The sequence below is a fragment of the Cupriavidus sp. CP313 genome (assembly GCF_054072015.1).
This window is the reverse complement of sequence record NZ_JBSVZB010000023.1, coordinates 34437-50000: the sequence shown is the minus strand read 5'-3', so window position 1 is coordinate 50000 and position 15564 is coordinate 34437. Positions and strand designations below refer to the sequence as shown.

At 67.6% G+C, this 15564-nt stretch carries 16 protein-coding genes; 9 read left to right on the top strand and 7 right to left on the bottom strand.

All coding sequences use genetic code 11. The features are described 5' to 3' along the window. Positions 1–11 precede the first annotated feature (11 nt). Positions 12–935: a LysR family transcriptional regulator gene (locus tag ACW4E8_RS27110; RefSeq protein ID WP_010814566.1), complete on the top strand. Its 924-nt coding sequence runs from the start codon at positions 12–14 to the stop codon at positions 933–935. 18 nt (positions 936–953) lie between these two features. Here ACW4E8_RS27110 and ACW4E8_RS27105 read toward each other — a convergent pair whose 3' ends face one another. Continuing rightward, positions 954–1289, bottom strand: coding sequence for an AsnC family transcriptional regulator (locus tag ACW4E8_RS27105; RefSeq protein WP_456807330.1), 336 nt, complete (start codon positions 1287–1289; stop codon positions 954–956). Between the two features lie 152 nt (positions 1290–1441). Between ACW4E8_RS27105 and ACW4E8_RS27100 the strand changes: the two genes are divergently transcribed. Continuing rightward, positions 1442–1912: an Lrp/AsnC family transcriptional regulator gene (locus tag ACW4E8_RS27100; RefSeq protein WP_456807329.1), complete on the top strand. Its 471-nt coding sequence runs from the start codon at positions 1442–1444 to the stop codon at positions 1910–1912. Positions 1913–1921: 9 nt separating this feature from the next. Here ACW4E8_RS27100 and ACW4E8_RS27095 read toward each other — a convergent pair whose 3' ends face one another. Next, on the bottom strand, positions 1922–2452 hold the full coding sequence (locus ACW4E8_RS27095; protein WP_456807328.1) for a riboflavin biosynthesis protein RibA: 531 nt from the start codon (positions 2450–2452) through the stop codon (positions 1922–1924). Positions 2453–2719: 267 nt separating this feature from the next. Between ACW4E8_RS27095 and ribA the strand changes: the two genes are divergently transcribed. The 3 genes from ribA to ACW4E8_RS27080 all read left to right on the top strand — a co-directional run bounded on the left by ribA (position 2720) and on the right by ACW4E8_RS27080 (position 5386). Beyond that, positions 2720–3316, top strand: a complete 597-nt coding sequence (gene ribA, locus ACW4E8_RS27090; protein ID WP_114133061.1) for a GTP cyclohydrolase II — start codon at positions 2720–2722, stop codon at positions 3314–3316. Between the two features lie 174 nt (positions 3317–3490). After that, a complete protein-coding gene (locus ACW4E8_RS27085; protein ID WP_456807327.1) occupies positions 3491–3970 on the top strand; it encodes a MarR family winged helix-turn-helix transcriptional regulator in 480 nt (159 codons plus the stop codon). A gap of 45 nt (positions 3971–4015) precedes the next feature. Further along, positions 4016–5386, top strand: a complete 1371-nt coding sequence (locus tag ACW4E8_RS27080; protein ID WP_456807326.1) for a serine hydrolase domain-containing protein — start codon at positions 4016–4018, stop codon at positions 5384–5386. Between the two features lie 50 nt (positions 5387–5436). Here the strand turns inward: ACW4E8_RS27080 and ACW4E8_RS27075 are convergent, their stop codons facing one another. Next, complete coding sequence (locus ACW4E8_RS27075) at positions 5437–5772, bottom strand: HigA family addiction module antitoxin (RefSeq protein ID WP_340525767.1); 336 nt, start codon at positions 5770–5772, stop codon at positions 5437–5439. A gap of 11 nt (positions 5773–5783) precedes the next feature. After that, complete coding sequence (locus ACW4E8_RS27070) at positions 5784–6062, bottom strand: type II toxin-antitoxin system RelE/ParE family toxin (protein ID WP_035815279.1); 279 nt, start codon at positions 6060–6062, stop codon at positions 5784–5786. A 226-nt stretch (positions 6063–6288) separates the two neighbouring features. Here ACW4E8_RS27070 and uvrA point away from each other — a divergent pair, with 226 nt between their 5' ends. From uvrA to ACW4E8_RS27055, 3 genes are all read left to right on the top strand, one after another. Beyond that, positions 6289–12150, top strand: a complete 5862-nt coding sequence (gene uvrA, locus ACW4E8_RS27065; RefSeq protein ID WP_456807325.1) for an excinuclease ABC subunit UvrA — start codon at positions 6289–6291, stop codon at positions 12148–12150. 87 nt (positions 12151–12237) lie between these two features. Then, positions 12238–12588 carry an endonuclease gene (locus tag ACW4E8_RS27060; RefSeq protein WP_456807324.1) on the top strand — a complete coding sequence of 117 codons (351 nt, stop codon included), beginning with the start codon at positions 12238–12240 and terminating at the stop codon, positions 12586–12588. A gap of 24 nt (positions 12589–12612) precedes the next feature. Further along, positions 12613–13479 carry an endonuclease/exonuclease/phosphatase family protein gene (locus ACW4E8_RS27055; protein ID WP_456807323.1) on the top strand — a complete coding sequence of 289 codons (867 nt, stop codon included), beginning with the start codon at positions 12613–12615 and terminating at the stop codon, positions 13477–13479. A 103-nt stretch (positions 13480–13582) separates the two neighbouring features. On the opposite strand, the gene ACW4E8_RS27050 is transcribed toward ACW4E8_RS27055, so the two are convergent. The 3 genes from ACW4E8_RS27050 to ACW4E8_RS27040 are packed head-to-tail and all read right to left on the bottom strand — an operon-like array spanning position 13583 to position 14465. Continuing rightward, positions 13583–13966: a hypothetical protein gene (locus ACW4E8_RS27050; protein ID WP_456807322.1), complete on the bottom strand. Its 384-nt coding sequence runs from the start codon at positions 13964–13966 to the stop codon at positions 13583–13585. 30 nt (positions 13967–13996) lie between these two features. Next, complete coding sequence (locus tag ACW4E8_RS27045) at positions 13997–14227, bottom strand: hypothetical protein (protein ID WP_456807321.1); 231 nt, start codon at positions 14225–14227, stop codon at positions 13997–13999. A gap of 34 nt (positions 14228–14261) precedes the next feature. Beyond that, complete coding sequence (locus tag ACW4E8_RS27040; protein ID WP_456807320.1) at positions 14262–14465, bottom strand: BON domain-containing protein; 204 nt, start codon at positions 14463–14465, stop codon at positions 14262–14264. 436 nt (positions 14466–14901) lie between these two features. On the opposite strand from ACW4E8_RS27040, the gene ACW4E8_RS27035 reads away from it, so the two are divergent. After that, complete coding sequence (locus tag ACW4E8_RS27035) at positions 14902–15540, top strand: malto-oligosyltrehalose synthase (RefSeq protein ID WP_456807319.1); 639 nt, start codon at positions 14902–14904, stop codon at positions 15538–15540. Positions 15541–15564: the final 24 nt, after the last annotated feature.

The following is a 15564-nucleotide window of genomic DNA, read 5'->3' as shown; positions in this document are numbered from 1 at the left end:
GGGGGCACGGCATGATCGAAGTCCGCCATTTGCGCTCGCTGGTGGCGATTGCCGAGTCCGGCAAGCTGGCCACCGCGGCCGAGCGCGTGCATGTCAGCCAGTCAGCGCTGTCGCACCAGATCAAGGCGATCGAATCGCACTACGGGCTGCCGCTGTTCGACCGCACGCGCCAGGGGCTGCGCTTCACGCCGGCGGGCGAACGCCTGCTGGCGCTGGCGCGCGAGGTGCTGGCCGCGGTCAGCGCCGCCGACCGCGATATTGAACGGCTCAAGGGCGACACCCGCGGCGAGCTGCGCGTGGTGCTGGAATGCCATACCTGCTTCGACTGGCTGATGCCGGTGATGGATGAGTTCCGCCGCCGCTGGCCGGAAGTGGAGGTGGACCTGGTGGCTGGCTTCCACGCCGACCCGATCGCGCTGCTCAGCGACGGCCGCGCCGACATGGTGATCGGCTCGCAGCCGGCGGCCCGGCGCGGCCTGGAGGTCGCGCCGCTGTTCCGCTTCGAGATCCTGGCGGTCATCGCCAATGAACACCGGCTGCGCAACAAGCGCCGCATCGAAGCCGGGGACCTGGCCGGCGAAACGCTGATTACTTATCCGGTGCCCGAGCAGCGCATCGACCTGATCCGCGAGGTGCTGGAGCCCGCGGGCATCCACCTGGAACGGCGCACGGCGGAACTGACGGTGGCGGTGCTGCAGCTGGTAGCCAGCCGCCGCGGCGTGGCGGCGCTGCCCAACTGGGGCGTGAAGAACTACGTCGACCACGACTACGTGCTGGCCAAGCGCATCGGTGCCAGAGGGTTGTGGAGCGAGCTCTACGCCACGGTGCCGGCGGCGATGGCGCGCCGGCCCTATGTGGCGGACTTTGTCTCGATCGTGCGCGATACGTGCGCGGCGCAGCTCGATGGGATCGAGCTGCTGCCGCAGGCCGCGTAGCCCGCAGAGGGGCCGGTATCAGGCGGTCAGCGCGAGTTCGCTGTCGGTGCGGCGCGTGGCGGCGCGCGGGGCCGGGTCGGCCACGGCGTCGCTGTCCGGGTCATCCACGTCGGCAAACAGCAGTTCCACGTCGAAACCATTGTCGAGGCGGCGCAGGAACAGCCACAGCAGGCCGGCATCCTCCGCCGTCAGGGTGGCATGCAGCACGGCCTGCTGCGCGGCGTCGAAGCTGAGTTGCGCCGGCGCCAGGCCGGTACGGCGCGCATTGGCCAGCACCCATTCCATGGCGCCGAACAGGTCGGAGGTTTCGAGTCGCAGCGAGAGGCGCAGGGTGGGGAGGGTGGTGGCTGGCATGTGTCGTTTCCGGCAGGTCGTTCGATAAGGTAAATTTACCAGCCGCTGCGCAAAATTGGCTTCTCTATTTTCTCCGGTATGGCTTGTATTGGAGGATAAACATCCATCTATGGCAGAATCGATGGATGTTTCTTTTTTTGTGAGCTATTGCGATGGCACAGCCGCCCAAACTCGACGACACCGACCGGCGCATCCTGCGTGAACTGCGGCGCGATGGCCGCCTGTCCAATGCGCGGCTGGCCGAGCAAGTCGGCCTGTCGGCCACGCCCTGCTGGAACCGCGTGCGCGCGCTGGAAGAAAGCGGGGTGATCGAAGGCTACGCCGCGCTGCTGAACCAGAAGGCGCTGGGCTTGCCCGATACCGTGCTGATCGAGGTCACGCTGGAGCGGCATGACGACGACATGCTCTACCGCTTCGGCAAGGCCCTGGCGGAATTGCCTGAGGTGATGGAGGCCCACTTGCTGACGGGCGAATATGACTACCTGATCAAGGTCGCCGTGGCGGGGACCCTGGGCTATGAGGAGTTCCTGCGGCACAAGCTCTACAAGCTGCCTGGCCTGCGCCACAGCCGCTCGACCTTTGTGCTGCGCACGCTCAAGCGCGAGACTTCGGTCGAGCCCTGATCAGGTTGATCAGGCTGTTCTGAGCACCTCGGCGGTGGTGTGGCGCAGCGCGCGCAGGGCCTCGTTGCATTGCTGCGGCGTGGTCGGGTGTACCAGTAGCGCCCAGCGGCCATGCTGCACGGCCTCACGCACCGGTGTAATCACCAGTTGGTGGTCCGGCCGTGCGGTCATCAGCCCCGCCAGCAGCATGCCGAACACCACGCCCAGGAAGAGGGCCGCCCCGGTGGCGAGGCCCGGGCTGTCCATGACGGCCTCGACCTCCTGCCGGTGCAGGATGCCGACAATGGCCAGCCCGATCACCGCGCCCAGCGCACTCATCATCAGGTGCGAGCGCACCGCGGTGCGCGCGATGGCATCGTTCTCGGGCTCCAGCTTGCGGCCGAAGTGTGCCTCGTATGGATGCACCAGCCGCACCTGCCCGCGCCTGAGGTGGGCCTCATGGCAGACCCGTTCGGCGGCGTCGCTGGCTGCCGATTTGGTGTCGAACAGTGCTGCGATCCTGGTACTGGCTTGCTCAGGGTTCAAGGGATTACCGGTCATGGCCTGCTCCTGCTGGGGCCGAGGGCCGTCGTCAGGTGATGCGCAATGCGCTTCGGATGCCTGGAACGGCTCCGGCGATGTCCTGTAAACCGAGTCTACCGACCCGCTTGAAGCGGCTGCATAAGTGGATCGCGCGTACTGGTGTAGGACTTCACCGACGGCTGTCCCGCCCCGCCACGGCGGGGAATCCGAGCGCGAAGGCGCAATTCCGCTCATAATGTCGGCGGTGCCGGGCCGCGCCCCCGCCTTTTGACCACGAATTCCGGTATGAATGACACAGAAATTGAGCTGATCGACTCGGCGCGCCTGCCGACGCGATTCGGCGACTTTACGGCGCACGCCTTCAAGGGCGCCGATTCAGGCATCGAACACCTGGCCCTCAGCGTGGGCGATGTGACGGGCGATGACGTCCTGATCCGCATGCATTCCGAATGCCTGACCGGCGACGTCTTCGGTTCCTGCCGGTGCGACTGCGGCCCGCAGCTCGAGCTCGCGATGGAAAAGATCGCCGCCGAAGGCCGCGGCATCCTGCTGTACCTGCGCGGGCATGAAGGCCGCGGCATTGGCCTGGCCGAGAAGATCCGCGCCTACCGCCTGCAAGACGGCGGGCTCGACACGGTCGACGCCAACCTGGCCCTGGGCCAGGAGATCGACGCGCGCAACTACGCCTTTGCCGCCGACCTGCTGCACCAGTGGGGTGTCAAGTCCGTGCGCCTGATGAGCAACAATCCGCTCAAGGCCGCCGCGCTCGAGAAGGCCGGCATCACCGTCACCGAGCAACTGCGCCACATCGTGCCGTCCAACGCCGAGAACGAGAAGTACCTGGCCACCAAGCGCACGCGCATGGGGCATCTGCTTGACTGATCGCGGTTGAGCGCTGAAGCCGCCGCGCTGCCTGGACCGGCCCGCTGCCAGGAATCCTGGGGCGGGCCTTTTCTTTTGCCCGGCGATCGCGCGTGGAACCGTACTTACCCTTAGTTAGTTGCTCATGGAAACTATTGCTCATAGAATCTATTGGCCGCCTGACCACCCGTTCCCATGTCCAACACTGCCAGCACCACCGATTCCATCCTGGAATTCATGTCATTCCGCCTGAACCGCCTCTGCGAAATGACCAAGAGTTCCGCCACCGGCTTTTACGAGCGCGAGTTCGGCATCGGCCTGCGGGAGTTGCGCGTGCTGCGTTTTGCCGGGCTGGAGCCGGGCCTGACGCTGACGCGCCTGATCGAACTGGTGCTGCTGGAGAAAACGGTGACTTCCAAGCTGGTCACCGCGCTGGCAAAGCGGGGCCTGCTGCGCCGTGAAGTCGGCGAGGCCGACGCCAGGCAGCTGAACCTTTACCTGACAGCGGCGGGGGAAGCACTGGTCGCGCAGACGTACCAGCGCGGCGACGTGCTGGAGAAGATGTTCCTCTCTGTGCTGACGGAAGCGGAAGTGCAGACGCTGGACCGCTGCATCGACAAGCTGACCGCGGCCTTGATCGAGCACCAGCAGAGCGCGGATGCGCAGGCGGGCTAGCCCGCGGGCGGCAATCCCTCAATCAAAACAAAACAAGGAGACAGCATGTCGTTGAAGACCTATCCGGAATCCTCGCGCCCCTGGCGCCGCCTGGCATGCATGGTGCTGTGCGCGGCCAGCCTGCCGGCCTGGAGCCAGAGCGCCGGCAGCACCGCCGGGAGTGCGGCCGCCCCGGCAGCCGCGGCGCCGACCCTGGTCGCCGCGCTGGACAGCGATCCGAACCGCCTGGGCTGGATGCAGGGCTTCCCCCCGCCGCCGGACAGGCTGATCACGCATACGCCGGGCGCGGACAAGTTCCCGCGCAATCGCTGGCTGTTCTCGCATATCCGTGAACTGGTGCCGACCGCGTCCGTCTGGCGCGGCGCCGGCCCGGCCAGCGCGCTGCCGCGTGCGGAACGGGATATCGGCTCGGTGCCGTTCACCGACGCGGACGGCACCCGCCGGACCTTCGACGAGATGCTGGCGCTGACCTACACCGACGGCATCCTGGTGATGCACAAGGGCAAGGTCATCTATGAGCGCTATTTCGGCGCGCTCGACGGGCACACGCCCCATATCGCGATGTCGGTCACGAAGTCATTCGTCGGCACGCTGGCCGCGATGCTTGCGGCCGACGGCAAGCTCGACCCGGCAGCACCGGTGACGCGCTACCTGCCCGAACTGGCTGGCACGGCCTATGGTGACGCCACGGTGCGGCAGGTCATGGACATGACCATCGGCGTGCGCTACTCCGAGGACTATGCCAATCCCAAGGCAGAGGTGTGGGACTACGCGCGTGCGGGTGGCATGCTGGCCCGCCCGGCGGGCTACAGCGGCCCGGGGAGCTTCTATGACTTCCTGAAGACCCTGCAGAAGGACGGCGACCACAATGCTGTGTTTGCCTACAAGACGGTCAATGCCGAGGTGCTGGCGTGGATCGTGCGCAGGGCCTCGGGCCAGTCGCTGGCCAAGCTGCTCTCGGAACGGATCTGGCAACCGATGGGCGCGGAGCAGGATGCGTACTTCACCGTGGACAGCATCGGCACAGAGTCGGGCGGCGGCGGGCTGAACACCACGCTGCGCGACCTCGCGCGCTTTGGCGAGACCATCCGCGGCAACGGGCGCTTCAACGGCAAGCAGATCATTCCGGCCTCGGTCGTCGCGGATATCCGCGGCGGCGGCGACCGGGACCAGTTTGCCAGGTCGGCCAGTGCGCCGGTGCTGCCAGGCTGGAGCTATCGCGACATGTGGTGGGTCTCGCACGATAGCCACGGCATGTTCCAGGCCGCCGGCATCCATGGCCAGCGCATCTATATCGACCCCAAGGCCGAGCTGACCATCGTGCGATACGCGTCGCACCCCGTGGCCGGCAACGCGGCCAACAATCCGATCACGTTCCGCGCTTTCCGGGCGCTGGCGGAAACGCTGATGCGATAGGGTGATGGCCCGGGGTGGCGTGGGCAGCGTCGCCCCGGCAACACCGTTCTCTACTTTTCCGCAGCCGGTTGACCGGCCGCCGCCGCATTGCGCGGCGCCACTTCCGCCATGATCCGCTCGCCGTGGTCGCGCTGCGCGACCTTCAGGTCATAGTCCAGCTGCAGGTTCATCCACGACTGCGCATCGCCGCCAAAATAGCGCGCCAGGCGCAGGGCGGTGTCCGGCGTGATGCCACGTTGCTCGCGGACGATGTCGTTGATGCGCGCCGCGGTCACGCGCAGCGCGAGGGCCAGGGCGTTGGCGCTCATATTGAGCGGTACCAGGAAATCTTCGCGCAGGATTTCGCCCGGGTGGATGGGACGCATGCCGTCTTTGAAGCGAACCATGTCTGTCTTCCTCAGTGATAGTCGATGATCTCAACGGCCGCGGGGCCGTCGTGGGTCCAGATGAAGCAGATTCGCCACTGTTCGTTGATGCGGATGCTGTAGCGGCCTTTGCGGTCGCCCGTCAGCAGCTGCAGGCGATTGCCCGGCGGGGAGCGCAGGAACTCCAGCGTCGACGCTCTCTGCAGCAGCCGCAGCTTGCGTTCGGCCACGGCGCGGATATTGCCGAAGCGTGGTACACAACGACCCGCGAACAGCTCAGCGGTGTCGGAACATCTGAATGACTGGATCATATCGTATATCGGTAATCGATAAATAGCAACACAGCGAAAGTCAGGCATTGGGCCTGGCGCGAACGTCCATGAAAGCCGTTCGCCTCTCGCGCCGCACCGTCACTGGTCTGATTCCGAGCGACGTGATCGATACCAATTCTTTTCCAACCTGATAGACTGTATGGATGTACAGTGGTCGGGCCGCCCCCCGTCCCCTCCTTAACGTCCTGATTCGAAAAGAGAAATCGTGTCGAGCAAGCAGCTAATCCGCATTCGCGGCGCCCGCCAGCACAACCTCAAGAATGTCGATCTCGACCTGCGACCCGGCGAGATGACCGTGGTGACCGGGCCGTCCGGCTCGGGCAAGTCCAGCCTGGTGTTCGACACGCTCTATGCCGAAGGCCAGCGCCGCTACGTCGAGACCTTCAGCGCCTACGCCCGCCAGTTCCTGGACCGGATGGACCGGCCCCAGGTGGATCGCGTGGACGGGGTGCCGCCCGCCATCGCCATCGACCAGACCAACCCGGTGCGCAGCTCGCGTTCGACGGTGGGCACGATGACGGAGCTGAACGACCACCTGAAGCTGCTCTACGCGCGCGCGGCGGAGCTGTTCGACAAGCAGACCGCGCTGCCGGTGCGCCATGACTCGCCCGAAACCATCTACGCCGAGCTGCTGGCGCGCACGGCCGAGGGCCAGCCGCATCACGATGCGCGGCTCGTGGTGACCTTCCCGGTCGAGCTGCCCGAGTCCGCAACGGATGAAGAGGTCCAGCAATGGTTGTCCGTCAGCGGCTATACGCGCGTGCAGGCGCAGCGCGTGGTCCAGTCGCCCACCGGCGCACGCAAGCTGCTCGATGTGGTGGCGGACCGCTTCCGCATCGGCAATGCCGAGAAGGTGCGCGTGGTGGAGGCGATCGAAGCTTCGCTCAAGCGCGGCGGCGGCCGCGTCAACATCTATGTGCTGGCTGACGGCGACGAAGGCCCCGTATGGCGCTTTTCCACCGGCCTGCACAGCCCGGACAGCGACCTGCGCTATGCCGACCCGCAGCCGGCGCTGTTCTCGTTCAACTCCGCCTACGGCGCGTGCGAGACCTGCCGCGGCTTCGGCCGCGTGATCGGCGTCGATCTTGGCCTGGTGATCCCCGACGCGCGCAAGACGCTGCGCGGCGGTGCGATCAAGCCGATGCAGACCCCGGCGTGGAAGGAGTGCCAGGACGACCTGATGCGCTACGCGGCCAAGGCCGGCATCCCGCGCGACACCCCCTGGGCGGAGATGACCGAGGCCGAGCGCCACTGGGTCATCCATGGCTCGCCGGACTGGACCGGCCAGTGGAACAAGCACTGGTACGGCGTGATGCGGTTCTTCAACTACCTGGAGTCGAAGGCCTACAAGATGCACATCCGCGTGCTGCTGTCGAAGTACCGCAGCTACACGCCGTGCGAAACCTGCGGCGGCGCACGCCTGAAGACCGAGTCGCTGCTGTGGCGCCTGGGCTCGAAGGACAATGCCGATGCCGTGCTGGCGCCGCCGCGCCGCTTCCTGCCGCGCGGGGTGGACTGGGACCGCACCCAGCTTGAGGCGCTGCCCGGCCTGACCGTGCATGACCTGATGCTGCTGCCGATCGAGCGCATCCGCCGTTTCTTCGACGGACTGACCCTGCCCAGCGCGATGCTGGACGATGCCCTCAAGCTGCTGCTGGCCGAGGTGCGCACGCGCCTGAAATACCTGTGCGACGTGGGTTTGGGCTACCTGACGCTGGACCGCCAGAGCCGCACGCTGTCCGGCGGCGAGGTGCAGCGCATCAACCTGACCACGGCGCTGGGCACCTCGCTGGTCAACACCTTGTTCGTGCTGGATGAGCCCAGCATCGGCCTGCACCCGCGCGACCTGAACCGCATTGTCGAGGCCATGCACCGGCTGCGCGATGCGGGCAACACGCTGGTGGTGGTGGAGCACGATCCGTCCGTGATGCTGGCTGCCGACCGACTGATCGACATGGGCCCGGGCCCCGGCGAGCGCGGCGGCAATATCATCTTCGACGGCACCCCGGCGGATATCCGCAATGCCGGCACGCTGACCGGCGAATACCTGGGCGGGCGCCGCCGCGTGGCCGATGCCTCGCACTGGCAGCGCCGGCCGGTGGATGCCACGCTGCCGCGCATCGTGCTGGAAGGCGCCACCGAGCACAACCTGCAGGACGTCACGGTCGAGATCCCGCTGCAGCGGCTGGTGTGCGTGACCGGCGTGTCAGGTTCGGGCAAGTCCACGCTGTTGCAGGACGTGCTGCATCCGGCCATGGCGCGGCACTTTGGCAAGGCCACCGAGTCGCCGGGCGCCTTCCGCAAGCTGACCGGCGCCGACCTGGTCGGCGATGTGGTCTTTGTCGACCAGTCGCCGATCGGCAAGACCGCGCGCTCCAACCCGGCCAGCTACGTGGGCGCGTTCGACGAGATCCGCAAGATCTTCGCCAAGGCCCCGATAGCGCTGCAGCGCAGCTATACCGCGGGCACCTTCAGCTTCAACTCGGGAGACGGGCGTTGCCCGACCTGCGGCGGCTCGGGCTTCGAGCATGTCGAGATGCAGTTCCTGAGCGATGTCTACCTGCGCTGCCCGGATTGCGACGGCACCCGCTATCGCCCCGAAGTGCTGGAAGTGAAGATCGAGCGCGCCGCCGCCGGCCAGCCGCCGCGCTTGCTGAGCATTGCCGACGTGCTGGAGCTGACCGTCAGCGAAGCCGCCGCCTGCTTTGCCGCCGACCCCGCGGTGCTGCGCGTGCTGCAGCCCATCGTCGATGTTGGCCTGGAATACATGAAGCTGGGCCAGCCGGTGCCGACGCTGTCGGGCGGCGAGGCGCAGCGCCTGAAGCTGGCCGGCTTCCTCGCCGAAGCGGCGCAGGCAACGCCGTCGCGGACCCGGCCCAGCGCCATCCCGCGCCGGCTCTTCATGTTCGACGAGCCGACCACGGGCCTGCACTTCGACGATATCGCCAAGCTGATGGGCGCCTTCGGCAAGCTGCTGGACGGCGGCCATTCGCTGATCGTGATCGAGCACAACCTGGACGTGATCCGCGCCGCGGACTGGCTGATCGACCTTGGCCCCGAGGGCGGCGACACCGGCGGGCGCGTGGTCTGCACCGGCACCCCGGAAGACGTGAAGCGCTGCGTTGAATCGCATACCGGCAAGGCGCTGATCCACTATGACGCGGCGCTGGGCGAAGCCGGCACGCTGGCCGCCGAGCGCGCCGAGATCGAAGGCGTGCCACTGCAGGCCGCGCTGCAGGCACGGCGCGCCCGCCGCGAGGTGGAGGGCGAGGACGTGGTGCGCATCGTCAATGCGCATGAGCACAACCTGAAGGCGCTCAACGTCGATATCCCGCACGGCAAGTTCAACGTGGTCACCGGTGTGTCCGGATCGGGCAAGTCGACGCTGGCCTTCGACATCCTGTTCCACGAAGGCCAGCGCCGCTATCTGGAGTCGCTCAATGCCTACGCCCGCTCCATCGTGCAGCCGGCGGGCCGGCCCGAGGTGGATGCGGTCTACGGCATCCCGCCCACGGTGGCGATCGAGCAGCGCCTGTCGCGCGGCGGCCGCAAGAGCACGGTGGCGACCACTTCCGAAGTCTGGCACTTCCTGCGCCTGCTGTACGTCAAGCTGGGTGTCCAGCATTGCGTGCATGACGGTGCACCGGTGACCTCGCAGAGTCCGGAGTCCATCGCCGCCCAGCTGCTGCGCGACCATCGCGGCCAGCACGTGGGGCTGCTGGCGCCACTGGTGGTCAACCGCAAGGGCGTCTATACCGACCTGGCCAAATGGGCCAAGGCGCGCGGCAATACGCACCTGCGTGTCGATGGCGAATTCCTGCCGGTCGACCCGTGGCCGCGGCTGGACCGCTTCCGCGAGCACACCATCGAGCTGCCGGTAGGCGACCTGGTGGTCTCGCCGGAGAACGAGGCCGAGCTGCGCGCGCTGCTGGCGCAGACGCTGGAGGCCGGCAAGGGCGTGATGCACCTGCTGGCGCCGCTGGACGGCCTGCACGACGCCATGCACAACGGCGGCACCGCGCACGTGGGCGAGGTCAAGGTGTTCTCGACCAAGCGCGCCTGCCCGGTGTGCGGCACCAGCTATCCTGAGCTGGATCCGCGCATGTTCTCGTACAACAGCAAGCACGGCTGGTGCACCACCTGCGTGGGCACCGGGCTGGCACTGACGCGCGAGCAGCGCGCGGCGTTCGACGATACCGTGCTGGCGGAAGACAACCGCGGCCGCGAGCAGAGCCTGCCGTCCGAAGAGCAGGAGCCCGAAGGCGTGGTCGATACGCCGTGCCCGGACTGCCACGGCACGCGTCTGAACCTGGTCGCGCGCGCGGTGACCTTCCACGAGAATGCCATCGTCGACGTGGCGCAGTGGACCGTGTCCGATACCCGCCGCTGGGTCGATGGCCTGCACCTCACGGGGCGCGATGCCGAGATCGCCCGCGATGTCATCAGCGAGATCGGCAGCCGCCTGCAGTTCCTGGAGGAAGTGGGGCTGGGCTACCTGAGCCTGGACCGTGCCGCGCCAAGCCTGTCTGGCGGCGAGGCCCAGCGCATCCGTCTGGCCGCGCAGCTGGGCAGCAATCTGCAGGGCGTCTGCTACGTGCTGGACGAGCCTACCATCGGCCTGCATCCGCGCGACAACCAGATCCTGCTGGATGCGCTGCGCAAGCTGGGCGACAAGGGCAATACGCTGGTGGTGGTCGAGCATGATGAAGACACCATCCGCCGTGCCGACCACATCATCGATATCGGCCCCGGTGCGGGCAAACGCGGCGGCACGCTGGTGGCACAGGGCGGTGTGGCCGACCTGTCCGCGGCGCCGGACTCCACCACCGGGCAGTTCCTGGCGCACCCGATCATCCATCCGCTGCAGGCAAGGCGCAAGGTGAAGCCCGGCGCCGCCGGCAAGCCCGCCGATCCGCCGGAATGGCTGACCGTGCATGGCGCATCGCTGCATAACCTGCGCAAGGTGACGGCGCGCATTCCGCTGTCGCGGCTGGTGGCGATCACCGGCGTGTCCGGATCGGGCAAGTCCACGCTGGCGCGCGATGTGCTGATGACCAACCTGCTCGATGCGGTGGGCCGCTCCGTGCTGTCGTCGCCGGCGACCCGGCGCGCGCGCAACGCTGCGAAGGATGAGGCCAAGGCAGCGAAGTCAACCGCCAGGAAGCCGCTCAATGTCGAGCACAACTGGCATGGCTGCGACGCCGTCACCGGCTGGGAATCGATCGACCGCGTGCTGGAAGTGGACCAGACCCCGATCGGCAAGACGCCGCGCTCGTGCCCGGCCACCTATATCGGCGTGTGGGACACCATTCGCCGCCTCTTTGCCGATACGCTGGAAGCGCGCGCACGCGGCTACACGGCGTCGCGTTTCTCGTTCAACACCGGCGACGGGCGCTGCCCGGCTTGCGAAGGGCAGGGCGTGCGCACTATCGGCATGAGCTTCCTGCCGGACGTGAAGGTGCTGTGCGATGTCTGCCACGGCCAGCGCTTCAACCCCGAGACCCTGGCGGTCACCTGGCGCGGCAAGAATATCGGCGACGTGCTGACGATGGAGATCGACGAGGCGGTGGAGTTCTTCTCGGCCATGTCGAACATCGCGCATCCGCTGCAGCTGATGAAGGACGTGGGCCTGGGCTACCTGACGCTGGGCCAGCCGTCGCCAACGCTGTCCGGCGGCGAGGCGCAGCGCATCAAGCTGGTGACTGAACTGAGCAAGGTGCGCGATGACATCACGCGCCGCGGCCAGAAGGCGCCGCATACGCTGTACGTGCTGGACGAGCCCACCGTGGGCCTGCATATGGCCGACGTGGCGCGCCTGATCCGCGTGCTGCACCGGCTCACGGACGGCGGGCACAGCGTGGTGGTGATCGAGCATGACCTCGACGTGATTGCCGAGGCCGACTGGATCATCGACCTTGGGCCCGAAGGCGGTGCGGGCGGCGGCACCATTGTCGGCGCGGCCGATCCGGAGGCCTTGTCGCGCAACGCGGCCAGCCATACCGGCGCGGCGCTGGTGCCGGTGCTGGCGCGGGGCAATGCCGAAGCAGGCAAAGTGGGCATCGCGTAAGGGATTGGCGCAGCGAAGGGCGTACGGGCACGCCTTTCGCTTGATCATGGTTACTGGCGCGCACATCGCGTGCAAACGGAGGTAACCATGAAGCATATCCGCCCCAGCCGACTCCTTGCAGCCGTGGCCCTGGCCGCTGCCGCAATCCCCGCCATGGCGCAGGCGCCGGGCACGCCGCGCGGCTCCTATGACCCGTATTCGCAAGGCGCGCGCAGCACTGACAAGTTCGACCCGTACACCCAGGGCGCCAACGCTCCCACCCGGACCGACCTGGCGCCCGCGCCAGAGGCCCAGCCTTCGACCATGCCGGCGCAGCCTGGCGTGCCTGGCACGACCATGCAGCGCGCCCCGGATCCGTACATGGGCGGCGCACGTTGGGAAAGCCCCGACCTGGGCCGCCGCATTGGCAAGCCGAACCCGTTCCTCGATGGCTCCTGAGCCTAGCGGCTAGCGCTGCCGGCCATGCGAATGCAACCGGACTTACCGTCTCTTGTAAATCCTGCCCAGGCGCGTGACCCCGGCGACACGCTTGCGGTCGCCGGCGCGCGGGCAGCGCTGCACTGCGCGCGGCCGGCGGACGCGGCTGGCATCGCCAGCATGACGGTGGTCAGCTACAACATCCACCGCGCCGTGGGCACGGACCGCCGCTATCGGCCTGACCGCATCGCAGCGGTGCTGGAGGAACTGGACGCCGATATCGTCGCGCTGCAGGAGGTGGAATCCGGCAGCAGCAACGACCATACCCTGGAATACCTGGCCGGCCATACCGGCATGCACGTGGTCTCGGGTTTTACGCGCGTGCGCGGCAATGCCGACTATGGCAATGCGCTGCTGGCGCGCTTTGCGCCGCAAGCGGTGAACCAGATCGACCTGACGGTGAAGGGCTGCGAGCCGCGCGGTGCCATCGATGTCACGCTGGCGTGCACGGCGTCGGGCCGGGAGAGCGCGCTGCGCGTGATTGCCACCCACCTGGGCCTGCGCCCCGGTGAGCGCCGGCGCCAGGTGCAGCAGTTGCTCAACTATGTGGCCGCCACGCCGCCGTTGCCGACCATCCTGCTCGGTGACGTCAATGAATGGTTCCTGTGGGGCCGGCCGTTGCGCTGGCTGCATGCGTATTTCGAGCATACGCCGCACACCGCCACCTTCCCGTCGCGCTGGCCGGTGTTTGCGCTCGATCGCATCTGGGTGTCGCCGCGCGCGCACCTGGTGTCCGTGGCCAGCCACCGTTCGCCGCTGGCGCGCGTGGCCTCCGACCACCTGCCGCTGCTGGCGCGTTTTGAAGTGCCCGCAGCGCCGCGGTATGACGGTGGAGACCTCAGTACGACATAGAGGTGGCTTCGATAAACGTCCTGACCGAATTAAGACGGGGGTCCCGGGCGCACCGGGGCCGCCGTTCGTCTTGCCGCACTGATACGTCCTTGCCGGACGCTATCTAACGCGGTGCGCGGGGTGGGCGTTCCTCGCGCTCATCGGTGTGGTCGGCCTTGTCGACCGGCACTTCGGCCGGCAGGTCTTCGGCGGCATGCACCACTTCATCGGCGATCTCTTCCTCAGGGCTTTCCTCGTCCTGCACTATGTGGGCCTCATTCCCGCGCTGCTCGACTTCTTCCTCGATATCGTCGGTTTCCTGTTCGAGATCGGGGTCGAGCGTGCTCGGGATATGGCCCGCATCGGCGCGCGCGGCGCCGGATGCAGTGTTCTCGCGCGAACGGCGGCCGGCGGAGGCCTGCGCGCCTTCGCGCGGCGCGGGTGCTGTGCCGCCCACGCGGTCACCGTGGCGTGGGCCGGTACGGTGGGTACGTACGGTCTTGCTCATCGTGCCTCCTGTTCGGTTGGCCCGGCGGATTCAGTAGTTCTCCACCGGCGATTCGCTTTCTTCGGGCTTGCCGCCGCGACGCCTGACTGAAGGCGGCTCGCCGTTCTCGTCCGGGATGTCATGCTCGTGCTCGACATCGTGGCGGCGGTCGCGTCCGGGCTTGCCGCGTTCATGCTCGGTGTCGGGGCCGCCCTTGTGCGGATCGGGGCGCTCGCTGCGGCGCCGCGTGATGTCATGGTCGGGCTGGCGATGGGTGCTCATGGCGTCTCCACGGAGGTTGGCATGGCGCTGCCGGTCAGTCGGTACCGGCGCGCAGCTCGTCGGATAGGGCACTCACGCCGCGCACCGAACGAGCCAGTTCCATTGCCATCGTACGCTGATTATCGTCGCGCACGGTGCCTTCCGGCTTGACCACGCCGTCAGTGGTGGATACGCGGATCCTGGCGGGGTCCAGCGTGCGCGCGTTTGCCAGGCGGGCGATGCGGGAGCGTGGTGTCATGACGATCCTCCTGTACTTGGCAGCGGGCAGGGCGATTCCTGCTCCGCATCTGCTTTTGACCTGCAAGCTCCGTTCCCGGCGCCGGTGCCTGGCTGGGTCCTGTGCAGCTTGCAGCGCAGGCGCGCCGCTGCTGGCGCGGCACGCACGGCGTAGTTTTTACAGCCGCGGCAGAAACTGCATGTGCCGCCTCCTGGCAACCCGTGCGCGTGCCGGCAGGCCGCTGCCGCATGACCGGCGCGATGCTTGCGCGCTGTCGTGTGATTGCGTGCCGTCGTGTCTATAGTGAAGGAAATGCTGGCAAAAACTGGCGAGCGGCAAGTGCCGGCGAGCACAGCCCGCAACGCCGGCCCCATGCCGCGGCGGCACCTTGTGCGCCGCGTGTCGCAGGGCCCGACAGCGCAGCCGGGGGGAGCGGCTCATCCGTTGCGAGGTAGTCATGAACCTAGCCAGCATCCTGTCCACCGTCGTCCTGGCCTCGTCCGTCTCGGTGTCTTCGGCGCCGGTGGAGCGCCAGCTGCTTGCGATGACGCCCACGGACTTCGCCCAGCGCTTCAATACCGTGGCCCAGGACACCGGCTCCGGCCTGGCCTTGCCCACCTTCAAGGTCAAGCCGGGCTGGCACCGTGCCGCGCCCAGCTCGGGGGTATCGGTGCTGGTGCGCGCCAGCCGCTCGGGCTACGCCATCGATGAGGTGGTGGTGGTGTGCCGCGAGGTCGAGCGCTGCTTCCTGACCATCTGCACGGCCGCGCTTGCGATTGACGACAGCGTCAACCCGCTGCTGCTGCAGCGCTTTATCGTGGCGCGCATCGCGACCGAGCTGGGTGAGGTGGGCCTGGTGATGTCGGGCCTGGCGTATATCGTCGTCACGCCCAAGGAGGACGATTACGTGGCCGTCGTGATCCGGCCCTACCTGCCGCAGGAACGCGGCGCTTCGCCCGGCCAGGCAAGGCGCGAGCCGCAGGACGACGGTGCGCAGCCGCCGCAGCATGGCCAGGCCGTGCCGCACGGCACGCCGCGCCATCCGCACGGCCCGCTGACGCCGATCGTGTTGCACACGGCAGCGCAGAAGTCCTGAGTCCGCAACCGTTCGCGTTGCCCG